The sequence below is a fragment of the Massilia sp. KIM genome, assembly GCF_002007115.1.
Lineage (GTDB): Bacteria > Pseudomonadota > Gammaproteobacteria > Burkholderiales > Burkholderiaceae_D > Telluria.
In genome coordinates, this window is sequence record NZ_MVAD01000003.1 from 39601 (window position 1) to 52912 (window position 13312).

Here is a 13312-nt window from a genome sequence, read left to right on the forward strand (position 1 = left end):
CATGACGAAGCGCCATTGCAGCAACATGCGGGCGGCGCGCGGCACTTCAAGCGGGCAGGTCGGCGTCGCGCTTGACGCGCCGATGGATGGACAGGTCCTGGAGCGCATCGTCCCGGTCCCGCAGCCGGCTATTCTCCAAAAAGGAATTTTCCACCTTATCAGAACAATCTTTCATTCCCCTGGGGGGCGGATTAAGCTGAAGTCCCCCCTCCTCTCTCCGGACCCCATCATGGCCGTCATGAATATTCCCAAGTTCGAGCGCTTCTTCCGCGCCGCCGCCAGCCTGGACATCGACAAGGAAGACCTGCGGCGCTACGACGAGTTCGTCAATCGCGAGATCGCCGACCTGCTGGTGCGTGGCCAGGCCACCGCGAAGGCCAACGACCGCGATGTCATCGAGCCTCACGACCTGCCGATCACCAAAGGCCTTCAGGAAAGCATCCACGCCTTCAGGGCGCTCGATGAAGACATCGCGCTTCAGGATGTCCTCGATCAGCTGACCAGGCTGCCCGTGCTGGACATGGAGTACAGCGACGAGACCAGGGCCAGGCTGCCCGAGATCGCAGGCGGGCTGAGTGTTGCGCTCGCCCGCTCGTTCAAGATCGTCGACCCGGACCTGAAGAATCCGATGAGCCGGGACTGGGACAAGGCCTTCAAGCTGTTCGACCTGCTGCTCTAGCCGCAAGCCCGGCGAGCGCTGCGCCGCTGCGCGCGCGCGCGGCACCGGCCTTCGCCCCGCTCGCCATCGGACTGGCGCTGACCCTGATCCAGCTGATCGGCATTCCGGTCACCAACACCTCGGTCAGCCCGGCGCGCAGCACCGCCGTGGCGGTCCAGGTGGGCGACCGGGCCACGCGCCAGCCCGGGCCGTTCCGGGTGGCGCCAGTGACGGGAGCGATACTGGGAGCGGCGGTCTACCGCATCCTGGGCATGGAGTCGCCGGCTGCCAGGGGCCCCGCCCCGGGATCGGTCGCCCATCCCTGAAGCGGGCCGGGGCCTGGCGGCGGACCGGAGCGCGCCCGCGGGCGCAAGCCCTCAGTCCTTCTTTTCCTTGAATTCGGCATCGATCACCATGTCGTCCCTCTGCGCCGGCGCAGTGCGCCCGCCGAATCTGGAGAAGGACGACATCACCCGATCGAAGAGCGCCCGCCGCATCCAGGGATAGGCGAGCAGGAAGGCCGTCGCGCCGCCCGTGAACCCGGCGGCCGGATAGTCGCCCTGCGTCAGGAAGTGCAGCAGGCAGAGCGCGAGCAGGCCCAGGATGAAGGGCCGGCGCACGGGTTTCGGCAACAGGCCGACGACGCGCAGCTTGCCCTGGCTGACCCAGGGAAAGCGCGCCAGCAGCGCGCCGAGCAGCAAGCCCGCGACGAAGCGGCCCGTGCCGAGGTACTCGGCCAGCACCCCGATGACAAGGAAACCGGTGTAGGTCATCGTGCCGGCCAGGGCGGCCAGCACCAGCAAGGCGAACACCATCGTCAGCCTGGGCTGGCGGATTGCGGTCGTGACGAGAAAGCGCAGGATGTCGATGTCTCCGGCCAGTGGAAAAAGCATGGGAAGGCGAATCCGGATTCTACCGCATCCGCCCCGCCGCGGCGCCCGCACCCCTGCCCTGCGGGACGCTCGCCCGAGGCGCCCGCTGTGCGCGCTCAGCCCTGGGGAGGATAGGTGTAGGTCGCGCCCACGCCCAGCGGCAGGTCGAGCGCCCAGAACCCGAGCAGGAACAGTGTCCAGCACACCAGCAGGGACAGCGAATACGGCAGCATCAGCGCGATCAGGGTGCCGATGCCGGTCGCCTGCACGTATTTACGGCAGAACACGATAATCAGGGGGAAATAAGGCAGGAGGGGCGTGATGATGTTGGTCGAGGAATCGCCCACGCGATAGGCGGCCTGGGTGAAGTCCGGCGAGACGCCCAGTTCCATCAGCATCGGCACCATCACCGCGCCGATCAGCGCCCACTTGGCCGAGGCCGAACCGACGAAGAGATTGACGGTGCTGGTCAGCACGACGATCCCGGCCAGGGTGACGCCCAGCGGGAAAGCCATTTCCTTCAGCCACAGCGCGCCCTTGATCGCCAGCAGCGCCCCGAGGTTGGCCTGGCCGAAGGCGTAGATGAACTGGGCGCAGAAAAAGGCCATGACGATGTAATAGCCCATGCCGCTCATCGCGTGGCTCATGCCCTTGACGATGTCGCGGTGGCTGCTCGCGGTGCCGGCGACGTAGCCGTACACCACGCCCGGGATCAGGAAGAAGATGAAGATCAAGGGCACGATCGCCTGCATCAGCGGCGCCGAGGCGTGGGTCAGCTCGCGGGTGTCCGGCGCGCGCCAGGCCGAGTTCTCCGGCAGGATCGACAGCACCAGCAGCGCCAGGCTGGCGAGCATGGCCAGGCCCGCCCAGCGCAGGCCGCGCAGTTCGTTCGGCTGCAGCGGGTCCATCTTCGGCAGTCCGGCGGGGTCGCCGTCGACCACGGTCGCCTTCAGGCGCGGCTCGATCACCTTGTCGGTCAGGAACCAGCCGACCAGGACCACCAGGAAGGTCGAGGCGGTCGTGAAGTAGTAGTTGTTGAGCGGGTTGATAACGATCGTCGCCGCGGCCGGATCGGAGGACAGGCGCGCGGCGACCTGGGTCAGGCCCGCCAGCAGCGGGTCGAGGCTGGAGGGCAGGAAGAAGGTGGCGGAAAAGCCGCCCGAGACGCCGGCGAAGGCGGCGGCGATGCCGGCCAGCGGATGGCGGCCGGCGGCATAGAAGATCACCGCGCCGAGCGGGATCACCAGCACGTAGCCGGCGTCCACCGCCACGTGGCTGAGGATGCCGACGGCGATCAGGACCGGGGTCAGGAAGAGCCGGGGCGTGACCGACAGGATCTTGCGCAGGCCGGCGTTGATGAAGCCGGTGTACTCCGCCACACCCAGCCCCAGCATGGCCACCAGCACCACGCCCAGTGGCGGGAAGCTGACGAAGGTATTGACGATGCGGCCGGCGAATTCGGTCAGCGCGGCGGGCGCGAGCAGGTTCTTGATCTGGATCGCCTGCCCCGAGCGCGGATCGATCTCGGTGAAGACCATGCCCGACATCGCCCAGGACGTGAGCCACACCACCCCCAGCAGCAGGGCGAACAGGATGGCGGGATCGGGCAGCTTGTTGCCCGCCTTTTCGATGCCGTTCAGGATGCGGTTGAACACGTTCGTGGCGGGCGCGGGTGCAGGTGCAGGTGCAGGTGCAGTCATCGTCTTTCCTCGGTCGTGGCGTACAAGTGGATAGGGCAGCGCTAATGTGACGCAAAAGTTGCGAGATTGCAAATTGTTTTCGTGAATTTACATACCGGCCGTTGACGGCGGCGGGACAAGCCCGGGATACTCCCTTGCCGCAAGCCAGCGCCATCCCGGCGCCCGCCGCCCGACCTCACCGGAGTCCGCATGCCCCCTGCCGCGCCCATGATCACCAACGACGCCGTCATCTTCGGCATGCTGGCCGCCATCCTCGGCGGCGTGTTGTGGACCGCCTCGCGCGACAGCGCTTTCTGGAAGGGCTTCTACAAGTACGTGCCGGCCCTGCTGCTGTGCTACCTGCTGCCCTCGCTGCTCAATACCCTGGGCGTGATCGACGGCACGAGCTCGAAGCTGTATCCGGTGGCGCGCGACTACCTCCTGCCCGGCTCCCTGGTGCTGCTGTGCGTGGCCATCGATTTCAAGGCCATCGTCCGTCTCGGCCCGAAAGCGGTGATCATGTTCCTGACCGGGACCGCCGGCGTGATGCTGGGCGCCCTGGTGTCCTTCGAGGCCTTGCGCGTGATCCATCCCGAGACGGTGGCAGGCGACACCTGGCGCGGCATGAGCACGGTCGCCGGCGCCTGGATCGGCGGCGGCGCCAACCAGGCCGCAATGCGCGAAGTGTTCGCGGTCGACGCCACCATGTTCGGCCAGTTCGTCGCGGTCGACGTCCTGATCGGCAACCTGTGGACCGCGGTGCTGCTGTTCCTGGCCAGCCGCGCTGCGGTCTTCGACCGCTGGACCGGCGCCGACCTGAGCGCGCTGCACCGCCTGCGCGACAGCATCGAGCAATACCAGGCCCTGCATGCCCGCATTCCCAGCCTGACCGACTTCATGGTGATCCTGGGGATCGCCTTCGGCGCGACCGGGCTGGCGCATTTCCTGGGGCAGCTCGCGGTCGCCTGGATCGGCAGCCTGCCGGCGCACTGGCGCCTGCAGGACTACAGCCTGACTTCCGGCTTCTTCTGGATCGTCGTGATCGCCACCACCATCGGCCTGCTGCTCAGCTTCACCAAGGCCCGCACCTACGAGGGCGCGGGGGCCTCGCGCCTCGGTTCGGTCATGCTCTACTTCCTGGTCGCCACGATCGGCATGCAGATGGACCTGAAGGCCCTGCTCGACCGGCCCTGGCTGTTCCTGCTGGGCCTGATCTGGATCGCCTTCCACGGCGGCCTCATGATCCTGGTGGCCAAGCTGATCCGGGCCCCGCTCTTCATGATGGCGGTCGGCTCCCAGGCCAACATCGGCGCCGCCGCCTCGGCGCCGGTGGTCGCCAGCGCCTTCCACCCGGCGCTGGCGCCGGTCGGGGTGCTGCTGGCCGTGCTCGGGTATGCCCTGGGCACGTATTGCGCCTACATCACCGGCATCACCCTGCGCGCGCTCGCGGGAGCCTGAGTCCACCGACTAAGATGGCCGCCTGATTGGCGGCCCGAGGCGCCCGCCGGACGCGCCCGGGTTCAGCCCTCGTCCTTGACGACCTCGCCGCCCTTCATCACGAAGCCGACTTTTTTCAGGGTCTTGACGTCGGACAGCGGATCGCCGCCGACGGCGATCAGGTCGGCGTGCTTGCCGGGTTCCAGCGTGCCCGTGGTCGCGCCCACGCCCAACAGATCGGCCGCGTTGACGGTGGCGGCCTTGATCGCCTCGGCCGGGCTCATGCCGAATTCGACCAGCAGCTCGAACTCGTCGGCATTGCGCCCGTGTTTCGAGACCCCGGCGTCGGTGCCGAAGGCGATCTTCACGCCCTTCTGGTGCGCCAGGCGCAGCGCCTTGCCGGTGACGCCGATGCGCCAGTCGATCTTGGCGCGCACCGCCGGCGGATAGGCGTCCGGGTTGGCGGCGATGCGCTCCTTGTAGCCGTTCACCGTCGACAGGGTCGGCACGTAATAGGCGCCCGACTTCAGGTAGAGCTTCACGCCGGCCTCGTCCAGCAGGGTGCCGTGCTCGATCGAATCGGCGCCCGCCGCCAGCGCGGCCTTGATGCCCTCGTCGCCGTGGGCGTGCACCGCCACCTTCTTGCCGTACAGGTGGGCGGTGTCGACCAGGGCCTTGACTTCGTCGTCGAAGATCTGGCGGCCGACGCCGGCGCCGACCACGCTGTTCACGCCGCCCGTGGTGGCGATCTTGATCACGTCCACGCCGCGCCCGATCTGGCGCCGCACCGCCTTGCGGCAGCTTTCCGGGCCGTCGCACAGGTTCTCGGTCGAGACCCCGTGCTGGATCCAGTCGGCGTAGCCGAGCCGGCCGTCCATGTGGCCCGAGGTGGTGGAGATCGAGGTGCCGGCGTCGATGATGCGCGGGCCCTGCGCCCAGCCGCGGTTGATGGCGTCGCGCAGCGCCAGGGTGACGCCCTCCGGACCGTCGCCCAGGTTGCGCACGGTGGTGAAGCCGGCGCGCAGGGTCTTGATCGCGTTCATCTGCGCCTCGTAGGCGAAAGCGGCCGGGCTGTCGGTCACGCCCGCCAGCTGGCCCTCGATGCCAGCGCGGTCGCTGGTGAGGTGGACGTGGCTGTCGATCAGGCCAGGCAGCACGAAGCGCTGGCGCAGGTCGAGCACGCGCGCGCCGGCGTATTTTTCGGCCCCGACGAAGCCGTCCAGCACGGCCTGCACCTTGCCGGCCTGGATCACCAGGGTCGAGGGGCCGCGCGGGGCCTGGCCGGGGCGGTCCAGCAGGCGGCCGGCCTGGACCAGGGTGATGGCGGAATCGGAAGCGGGCGCGGCGAAGACGGCGGCGCTACCCAGGGCGCAGCCCAGGGCCGCGATGGCGAGACGGGTTCGGAACATGGTGGTCGATGTCGATGAAGATGGGTTGAAGCCCCGTTCGGGGCAGGCCAAAGCGAAACGCCACCTCGTGGGTGGCGTTCGCGGATGCATCAAGGCTTATTTGCGCTGTGCCGCGGACTGGTCGCGGGCCGCGCGGAACTCCGAATCAGGCGACCAGTTCGGCCACACGGTGGAATTGGCGAGTTCCGCGCCCACGGCGTACAGCAGCTCGAGGTCGCGCGCCATGCCGGTGAAGCTCCAGGTCGGATCGAATTCGTCCGAAGGCTGGTGGTAGTTCTTCTCGGTGTAGGCTTCCTCGCTGGCCTTGCCGGCCTTGACGCCGCCCTCGACCCAGTCGTTGCCCGAGCCGAAGGAAATCGCCGGCACGCCGCGCTTGGCGAAGGGGAAGTGGTCGGAACGGAAGAAGTAGCCCGCTTCCGGCTTCGGATCCGGAGAATAGCGCATGTTCCAGCCCTTGGCCTTGGCCACCAGGCGGTCCAGCAGCTCCAGCTTGGCGCTGCCGGAGATGTTGAAGTCCCGGGACGGGCCGCGCGGGCTGAGCGCGTCCATGTTGATCACGCCCACCGTCGAGGCCAGCGGATAGAGCGGGTTGGAGGCGTAGTACTCGGAACCGAGCAGGCCCTTCTCTTCCGCGGTCACCGCCAGGAACACGATGCTGCGGTCCGGCGCCGGCTGCTTGCCGTAGGCGCGCGCCAGCTCCAGCATGGCGGCGATGCCGGTCGCGTTGTCGACCGCGCCGTTGTAGATCTTGTCGCCCTGGGCGTCGGGCTGGCCCACGCCCAGGTGGTCCCAGTGGCCGCTGTAGACGATCACTTCGCCCGGACGCTTGGCGCCTTCGCGGATCGCCACCACGTTCTTGGACTTGATCACCTGCGCGTCCACCGCGTAGTCGGCCGACAGGTTCACGCCCTTGAGCTCGACCGGCTTGAAGTCGCGCGTCTGCGCCTGCTTCTTGAGGGCCTCGAAGTCCAGGCCGGCCGACTTGAACATGCCGGCCGCCAGGTCGCGCTGGATCCAGGCTTCCATCGGCGCGTGCGACTTGCGCGGCTCCTTACGCACCACGTCGTACATCACGTTGGTGTTGGAGTTCTGCACCGTGGGCCAGCCGTAGGAGGCCGGCGCGGTCTCGTGCACGATGATGGTGCCGAGCGCGCCGCGGCGCGCCATCTCTTCGTACTTGTAGGTCCAGCGGCCGTAATAGGTCATGGCCTTGCCGCCGAATTCGCCCTGCCCGGTCTCGAAGTCGGGGTCGTTGATCAGGACCACCGCCAGCTTGCCCTTCAGGTCCATGCCCTTGAAGTCGTCCCATTTGCGTTCGGGGGCGGTGACGCCGTAGCCGACGAAGACCAGGGGCGCGTTCTTGAAGCTGACCTGCTTCAGGCCGCTCATCGAGGCGCGCACGGCCATGTCCGGGCCCTGCTTGAGTTCGCGGGTCTTGCCGCCTTCGCTCAGCACCAGCTTGACCGGGCCCTTGATCTCGAAGCGGCCGAGCGGCACGTCCTGGGTCCAGGCGCGCTTGCCGCCGGACAGGTCGCCGCCTGGGGCCAGGCCGGCGGCCTTGAACTGCTGGACCAGATAGTCGACGGTCTTGGTCTCACCCGCCGTATTCGGGCCGCGGCCCTCGAATTCGTCGGACGACAAGACCTTGACGTCCTGCGACAGGCGCCTGGGGTCGAAGGACGGGGCATCGGCCGCCTGGGCCGACAGCGAAACCAGGGACGCGAGCCCCAGTAGGACGGAACCGGTGTTTTTCAATGCAGTCTCCATGCGTTAAAAGTGGCACGGCGCTGACAGTATCACAGCTTGCAGCGCCGGCACAGCCTTGCGGTGGAGACCGGCGCCACACGTATTTACGGGCGCCGTAATACATCCTCGCGTGGAGTCCCAGGTCGCGGATTATTTGGCCGCCACCGTGAGCTGCTCGACGTCGAGCGAGGAATCCCCGAAGGTCTCCTTGTCGAACTCGCCGCTCAGCTCCACGAGGGTGTTGTGGTCGACGGTGGTCCCGGCCGGGAAGCGGTCGGCGTCGATCTCCACCGTCATCTTGCCGCTCTGGTCGGCGAACTCGTATTCGTCGCCGCCCTTGTGGCTGAGCAGGCGGCCCTTGAGGCGCACCGCCTGGTCGTCCTTGCCCTTGTCCAGCAAGTCCTTTACGGTCATCAAGGGCACGCTGGAGGGGCCGGCGTAGCCTTTCGCGGCCGCGGCCGCGGCCCCGGCTGCGGGCTGGGCCTGGGTCGAGGGGCCGGTGTAGGCTTTCGCTGCCGCGGCCGCGGGCTGGGCTAGGGCCGAGGGGCCGGTGTAGCCCGCAGTCTGGGCGATGGCGGCGGCCGAACCGGCCAGCAGGACGGCGATGCAGGTGAGGGAAGCCAGTCGTTTCATGATCAGTCCTTTCGTGGTGGATGGGTCGAGGCCGCGCTGCGGCACTGGACGCATTACACGCAAACCAGGTTAAGCCGATCTTAAGATGCCGGCGCGGCGTGCGGCAGGTCGAGGCTCACGCCCAGGCCGCGGCCATCGAGGCCTACGCCGAAGGACAGCTCGGCGCCGTGCAGTTCGGCGATACGGCGCACGATCGACAGCCCGAGGCCGCTGCCGCCCTGCCCCTGCCCGAGCACGCGGAAGAAGCGCTCGCTCAGGCGCCGGCGGCTGGCCTCGTCCACGCCGGGGCCGTCGTCGCGCACCGCGATGCGCTCGTGCGCGCCCAGGCGCAGGGCCGCGAGCTCGATGCGGCTGCCCGCCGGGCAGTAGCGCAGGGCGTTGTCGAGCAGGTTGCGCAGGGCGATTTCCAGCATCTGCGGGTCGGCATCGACCTGCTCGATCTCGAGCCGGGTGGCGAGCGCGATGCCGCGCCGCGCCGCCTCCTCGGCGTGGGCGGCGAGCAAGCGCTCGACCAGGGGCGCCAGCGCCACCGGCCGGCGCGCCAGCTGGCCGCGCGCCAGCGGATCGAGGCGGGCCAGGGTGAGCAGGCTGTCGACCAGGCCGGTGACCCGGCCGATGTCCTGGCGCAGCTTGTGGAAGGAGCCGGCCAGCTCCGGATGCTGGCGCTGCAGCAGCTGCACCTGCATGTGCAGGCCGGCGAGCGGGGTGCGCAGCTCGTGCGCGGCGTCGGCGGTGAAGCGGCGCTCCGATTGCAGCGCCGTGTCCAGGCGCGCCAGCACGCCGTTCAGGGCCTGCACGATGGGCAGCACTTCGCGCGGCTGCCCGCCCGCCGGCACCTGGGCCAGGTCGTCCGCGCTCTTGGCGGCGATGGCGGCGGCGGTTCGGCGCAGGGGCCGCAGCACGCGCCCGATCAGCAGCCACGCGACCAGGGCCAGCAGGCCCAGCACGCCCAGCACCGGCAGCCACAGGCTGTCGGCCAGGTCTTCCAGGATCTCGAGGCGCTCGCCGACTTCCTGGCCGACCTGGACCTCGAAGCGGCCGGCCCCGTCGCGGATAACGAACACGCGCCAGCGCCGGCCCTCCACGTGGGCGTCGGCGAAGCCGCTGTCCTCGTCGAAACCGGCCACGAAAGGATGCTGGGGCGCGTCGCCGGTGCGCTGCAGCACCCGGCCCTCGCGCACGATCTGGTAGGCCAGGTCGAGCTTGCGCGCTTCCGGCCGGGCCGGGCGCGGGCTTTCCAGCAGGCCGCGCTCGTGCCAGTCGGTGGTGGCGGCCAGGATCAGGGCGCCGGTTTCCTCGAGGGCGTCGTCGAACACCTCGCCGGTTTCGTTCCAGGCGATGGCGGCGAGGATGCCCAGGCTGGCCAGCCACAGCGCGACGCTGGCCGAGACGATCGCCGCCAGCAGGCGGCGCCGCAGCGACCAGGGACGCGGCTCAGCGGTCCCGGTCTTCATCGTTTTTCAGGCGGTAGCCGAGGCCGCGCACGGTGACGATGCTGTCGCTGCCCAGCTTCTTGCGCAGATTGTGGATGTGGACCTCGATTGCGTTGCTCTCGACTTCCTCGCCCCAGCCGTACAGGCTTTCCTCGATCCGGGCGCGGGTGACGATGCCATTCTTGCGCAGCATGAGCGCGTACAGCACGTGGTACTCGCGCGCGGTCAGCGCCAGCGGCCGGCCGTCGAGACTGGCCTGGCGCGTTTCCGGGTCGAGGGCGATGGCGCCGTGGCGCAGCGTGTTGCCGGCGCGGTCGGCGCCGCGCCGCACGGCGGCCCGGATGCGGGCCGACAGTTCTTCCAGCTCGAAGGGCTTGACCAGGTAATCGTCGGCGCCCATGTCCAGGCCCTCGACCCGGTCGGCCAGCGCGTTGAAGGCGGTGATCAGGATCACCGGGACCGGGTTGGAACGGGCGCGCAGGGAGGCCAGCAGGGCGTCGCCGGACAGGCCGGGCAGGCCGCGGTCGAGCAGCACGCAGTCGTAGCGGTGGGTGGCCAGCGCGGTCTGGGCCGAGTCGCCGCGCTGGACCCAGTCCACCGCGTGGCCGTCCAGCTTGAGCCAGGCCTGGATGGTGTCACCGAGGGAGAGGTCGTCTTCGACGAGCAGGAGTCGCATGGTTGTCGATGCAGGAAAAGCGGGGCCGGGACGCCAGTCTGGCCCGCCAAGATGAAGCGGATCTTAAGACGCCGCCCGCGCCGCCGCGGCCTGGCCCGCGCGCAGCACCTGGAGCTTGATCTTCTTGCCCTTGCGGTAGGTGTACAGGGTGAGCGCGGCATTGCGCAGGTCGCCCTGGGGGTCGAAGGCGATGCTGCCGGTGACGCCCTCGTGGCGCAGCGCCGCCAGCGCCGGCAGAAAGCGCGCCGGGTCGACCGAGCCGGCCTGGCGCATGGCGGCGGCGAACACCATCACGGCGTCGTAGGCATAGGGGGCGTAGGTCTGCAGCGGCATGCCGTAGCGCTGGCGATAGCGCTCGGCGAAGGCCTCGTAACCGGCTTCCTGCGGCCCGCTCACGCCGCCGGCGACGGCGCAGAACACGCGGTCTTCGCCCAGCGCGTCGCCGGCCAGTTCGGGCAGCTTTTCGGAGCAGACGCCGTCGCCCGCGACCAGGCGCGCGGCTATGCCGAGCGCCTTCATCTGCTTGAGCATGGGGCCGGCCACCGCGTCCATGCCGCCGTAGAAGACGAGGTCGGGTTTCTGCGCGCGGATCTGGGTCAGGATGGCGCTGAAGTCGTGCGCCTTGTCGTTGGTGAACTGGCGGCTGACGATGGCGGCGGCGCCGCCGGCGCGCACCGCTTTCGAGAACTCGTCCGCCAGGCCCTGGCCGAAGGCGGTGCGGTCGTCGATCACGGCGATCCGGCGCGCCTTGAGGCTGGCGGTGGCGTAGGCGGCCAGGGTGCGGCCGATCAGGGCGTCGTTGGCGACCACGCGCAAGGCGGTCTTGTAGCCCTGGCGGGTGTAGAGGGGCGTGGTGGCGGCCGGGGAGATCTGCGGCACGCCGGCCGCGGCATAGATCTTGGAAGCCGGCACCGTGGTGCCCGAATTCAGGTGGCCGACCACCCCCGCCACCCTGGCGTCGACCAGTTTCTGGGCGACGGCCGCGCCGGTCTTGGGATCGCTGGCGTCATCCTCGGGCGACAGCGCCCAGGTGATCTTGCTGCCGCCGATGCTCAGGGCCTGGGCGTTCAGCTCGTCGATCGCCATGCGCGCGCCGTTCTCGATGTCCTTGCCCAGGTGGGCGCCCGGTCCGGACAGCGGCGAGGCCGTGCCGATGCGGACCACGGTCTGGGCATGGGCGGGGGACAGGAAAGGCAGTACGGCAAGCGGAAGCAGGGCAGACAGGATTACGGCGGCTGGTCGCATCATCATCGTCCTCGAAGTGGATGCGTCCCATTCTACCGCCGAGCTGCTTCGTTCCTGCAAGCAATCGTGCGCCGTCTACACCTTCTTCAGCGCGTCGGCCTTGTGCGCCGCCTCGGCGCCGGTCTTGTCGCTCACGACCAGGTATTCGGGATGGTCCTTGCTGGCGGCGACATGGTGCCCCTTGATGTCTGTGGGCGCGGTCAGTTTCTTCTTGACCGTGCCGCGCACGACGCCCTGCGAGGAATGCCATTCGACCTTGTCGCCGACCTTGAGTGTGTCCGTCATGATGAGCTCCCAAATCAATACCATGCTGTCCAGCCTGGTGCCTGCCGGCGATTGGAACACATCCGCCGGCCTGGCGAAGCACGGTTCGCGAAGCAGGAGCTCATCTCGACGCTGTTGTTCGTCCATGCATTCATTCGGTGCGCGGCGCGGCGCGGGTCGACGCGGCCTGATGCGCCGCCGACCCGCGCACCGCGCTCGCTACTTCACCGTCTGGCGATGGCCGGGATCATGCCCTGCCCTGGCAACGCATACCCGCGCTTCCTTTCCGTTTTGAAAATATTGGTCCTCATCATCCGTCCCGCGCTTAGTGCAAGAGCTCGCTGCGCTTGGTGATCACCGCTTCGAGGTATTCGGCGGGTATCACCAGCGAGGACGGTCCGCCCGTATTGCTGCGTTCGAGCAGGTCGAGCAGGTCGCCTTCCAGCTTGGCGCCGGCCAGTTCGTCGAGCGAGCGGAAGGCCATGTGGACCGGTCCGTAGAAGTCGCGGAACACCTGCAGCATGTGCTGGGGCGAGGCGTAGCGGAAGTTGAACATCCTGCGCGTGGCGCGCAGGCTGCCGGCCACGTCCTCGAACAGCTCGCGCAGGTGCTCTTCCGTTCCCCATTGCAGCGGCGAAACGACCCCGGCCGGCGGAGGAACATGCTTGCCTAAAGTGCGGAACATGTCGCCCAGAAAACCCTGTGGCGTCCAGTTTGCCATCGCGATGCGGCCGCCGCCGCGCACCACCCGCTTCATCTCGGCGGCGCTGCGCGCATGGTCGGGCGTGAACATGACGCCGAAGGTGGACAGGGCCAGGTCGAAGCTGGCGTCGGCGACGGGCAGCGCCTCGGCGTCGGCCTCGCGGAAGTCGACCACCAGGCCTTCGGCGGCGGCGCGCGCCCTGCCCTTCTCGAGCAGGGCCGGCACGTAGTCGGTCGAGGTGACCTGGGCGAAGCGGCGCGCCGCCGCCAGGGTGGCGTTGCCGTTGCCGGCTGCGATGTCGATCACGCGCTCGCCGGCGCGGACGTCGGCCGCCTCGGCCAGCGACTCGCCGACGATCTGCAGGGTCACGCCGATGATGGCGAAGTCGCCGCTGGCCCAGGTGGTCTGCTGGCGCCGCTTGATGGCGGCGAAATCGGGCTGCGGCGTGTCGGGCATGGGCGCCCCTCCGGGCGCGGGTTGGATGGGTTCGGTCATGGCTCTCTCCTGGTAAGGCGTCACGCCTACTATGACCTTGCACCGCGTCGGCGGTTCGCACC

General features: G+C 68.9%; 13 protein-coding genes. 3 read left to right on the plus strand and 10 right to left on the minus strand.

Translation table 11 applies throughout. From position 1 onward, the window contains the following. Nucleotide 1 precedes the first annotated feature (1 nt). Both B0920_RS20465 and B0920_RS20470 read left to right on the plus strand, forming a co-directional pair. Nucleotides 2-679, plus strand: a complete 678-nt coding sequence (locus tag B0920_RS20465) for a DUF1931 family protein (protein WP_218669397.1) — start codon at nt 2-4, stop codon at nt 677-679. A gap of 26 nt (nt 680-705) precedes the next feature. After that, on the plus strand, nt 706-984 hold the full coding sequence (locus B0920_RS20470) for an aquaporin (protein WP_267873407.1): 279 nt from the start codon (nt 706-708) through the stop codon (nt 982-984). 51 nt (nt 985-1035) lie between these two features. Here the strand turns inward: B0920_RS20470 and B0920_RS20475 are convergent, their stop codons facing one another. Together B0920_RS20475 and B0920_RS20480 are read right to left on the minus strand one after the other, a co-directional pair. Beyond that, nucleotides 1036-1551, minus strand: coding sequence for a hypothetical protein (locus tag B0920_RS20475; RefSeq protein ID WP_078034540.1), 516 nt, complete (start codon nt 1549-1551; stop codon nt 1036-1038). A 95-nt stretch (nt 1552-1646) separates the two neighbouring features. After that, complete coding sequence (locus tag B0920_RS20480) at nt 1647-3230, minus strand: AbgT family transporter (RefSeq protein ID WP_078034541.1); 1584 nt, start codon at nt 3228-3230, stop codon at nt 1647-1649. 189 nt (nt 3231-3419) lie between these two features. Here B0920_RS20480 and B0920_RS20485 point away from each other — a divergent pair, with 189 nt between their 5' ends. Continuing rightward, the gene (locus tag B0920_RS20485) at nt 3420-4667 is read left to right on the plus strand and encodes a DUF819 domain-containing protein (protein ID WP_078034542.1); all 1248 of its coding nucleotides are present in this window, start codon (nt 3420-3422) and stop codon (nt 4665-4667) included. A gap of 62 nt (nt 4668-4729) precedes the next feature. On the opposite strand, the gene B0920_RS20490 is transcribed toward B0920_RS20485, so the two are convergent. The 8 genes from B0920_RS20490 to B0920_RS20525 all read right to left on the minus strand — a co-directional run bounded on the left by B0920_RS20490 (nt 4730) and on the right by B0920_RS20525 (nt 13250). Next, nucleotides 4730-6055, minus strand: a complete 1326-nt coding sequence (locus B0920_RS20490) for an amidohydrolase family protein (RefSeq protein ID WP_078034543.1) — start codon at nt 6053-6055, stop codon at nt 4730-4732. Between the two features lie 96 nt (nt 6056-6151). Further along, nucleotides 6152-7810 carry a M28 family metallopeptidase gene (locus B0920_RS20495; RefSeq protein ID WP_218669398.1) on the minus strand — a complete coding sequence of 553 codons (1659 nt, stop codon included), beginning with the start codon at nt 7808-7810 and terminating at the stop codon, nt 6152-6154. Between the two features lie 141 nt (nt 7811-7951). Continuing rightward, nucleotides 7952-8434, minus strand: coding sequence for a YgiW/YdeI family stress tolerance OB fold protein (locus B0920_RS20500; RefSeq protein ID WP_143745859.1), 483 nt, complete (start codon nt 8432-8434; stop codon nt 7952-7954). 80 nt (nt 8435-8514) lie between these two features. Continuing rightward, nucleotides 8515-9888, minus strand: coding sequence for an ATP-binding protein (locus B0920_RS20505; protein WP_078034546.1), 1374 nt, complete (start codon nt 9886-9888; stop codon nt 8515-8517). Next, entirely contained in the window at nt 9869-10543 is a 675-nt protein-coding gene (locus B0920_RS20510) for a response regulator transcription factor (protein ID WP_078034547.1), read from the minus strand. The genes B0920_RS20505 and B0920_RS20510 overlap by 20 nt, the downstream gene beginning before the upstream one ends. 63 nt (nt 10544-10606) lie before the next feature. Then, nucleotides 10607-11794 carry a branched-chain amino acid ABC transporter substrate-binding protein gene (locus tag B0920_RS20515; RefSeq protein ID WP_078034548.1) on the minus strand — a complete coding sequence of 396 codons (1188 nt, stop codon included), beginning with the start codon at nt 11792-11794 and terminating at the stop codon, nt 10607-10609. Nucleotides 11795-11863: 69 nt separating this feature from the next. Continuing rightward, the gene (locus B0920_RS20520; protein WP_078034549.1) at nt 11864-12073 is read right to left on the minus strand and encodes a DUF2945 domain-containing protein; all 210 of its coding nucleotides are present in this window, start codon (nt 12071-12073) and stop codon (nt 11864-11866) included. Between the two features lie 304 nt (nt 12074-12377). After that, entirely contained in the window at nt 12378-13250 is an 873-nt protein-coding gene (locus B0920_RS20525) for a class I SAM-dependent methyltransferase (RefSeq protein WP_078034550.1), read from the minus strand. Nucleotides 13251-13312 lie beyond the last annotated feature (62 nt).

Excerpts from the sequence above, each read along its gene's own strand:
- B0920_RS20510 (WP_078034547.1), bottom strand. The coding sequence starts at position 10,543 with ATGCGACTCCTGCTCGTCGAAGACGACCTCTCCCTCGGTGACACCATC.
- B0920_RS20465 (WP_218669397.1), top strand. The coding sequence starts at position 2 with ATGACGAAGCGCCATTGCAGCAACATGCGGGCGGCGCGCGGCACTTCA.
- B0920_RS20520 (WP_078034549.1), bottom strand. The coding sequence starts at position 12,073 with ATGACGGACACACTCAAGGTCGGCGACAAGGTCGAATGGCATTCCTCG.
- B0920_RS20475 (WP_078034540.1), bottom strand. The coding sequence starts at position 1,551 with ATGCTTTTTCCACTGGCCGGAGACATCGACATCCTGCGCTTTCTCGTC.
- B0920_RS20505 (WP_078034546.1), bottom strand. The coding sequence starts at position 9,888 with ATGAAGACCGGGACCGCTGAGCCGCGTCCCTGGTCGCTGCGGCGCCGC.
- B0920_RS20490 (WP_078034543.1), bottom strand. The coding sequence starts at position 6,055 with ATGTTCCGAACCCGTCTCGCCATCGCGGCCCTGGGCTGCGCCCTGGGT.
- B0920_RS20500 (WP_143745859.1), bottom strand. The coding sequence starts at position 8,434 with ATGAAACGACTGGCTTCCCTCACCTGCATCGCCGTCCTGCTGGCCGGT.
- B0920_RS20515 (WP_078034548.1), bottom strand. The coding sequence starts at position 11,794 with ATGATGATGCGACCAGCCGCCGTAATCCTGTCTGCCCTGCTTCCGCTT.
- B0920_RS20485 (WP_078034542.1), top strand. The coding sequence starts at position 3,420 with ATGCCCCCTGCCGCGCCCATGATCACCAACGACGCCGTCATCTTCGGC.
- B0920_RS20480 (WP_078034541.1), bottom strand. The coding sequence starts at position 3,230 with ATGACTGCACCTGCACCTGCACCTGCACCCGCGCCCGCCACGAACGTG.
- B0920_RS20525 (WP_078034550.1), bottom strand. The coding sequence starts at position 13,250 with ATGACCGAACCCATCCAACCCGCGCCCGGAGGGGCGCCCATGCCCGAC.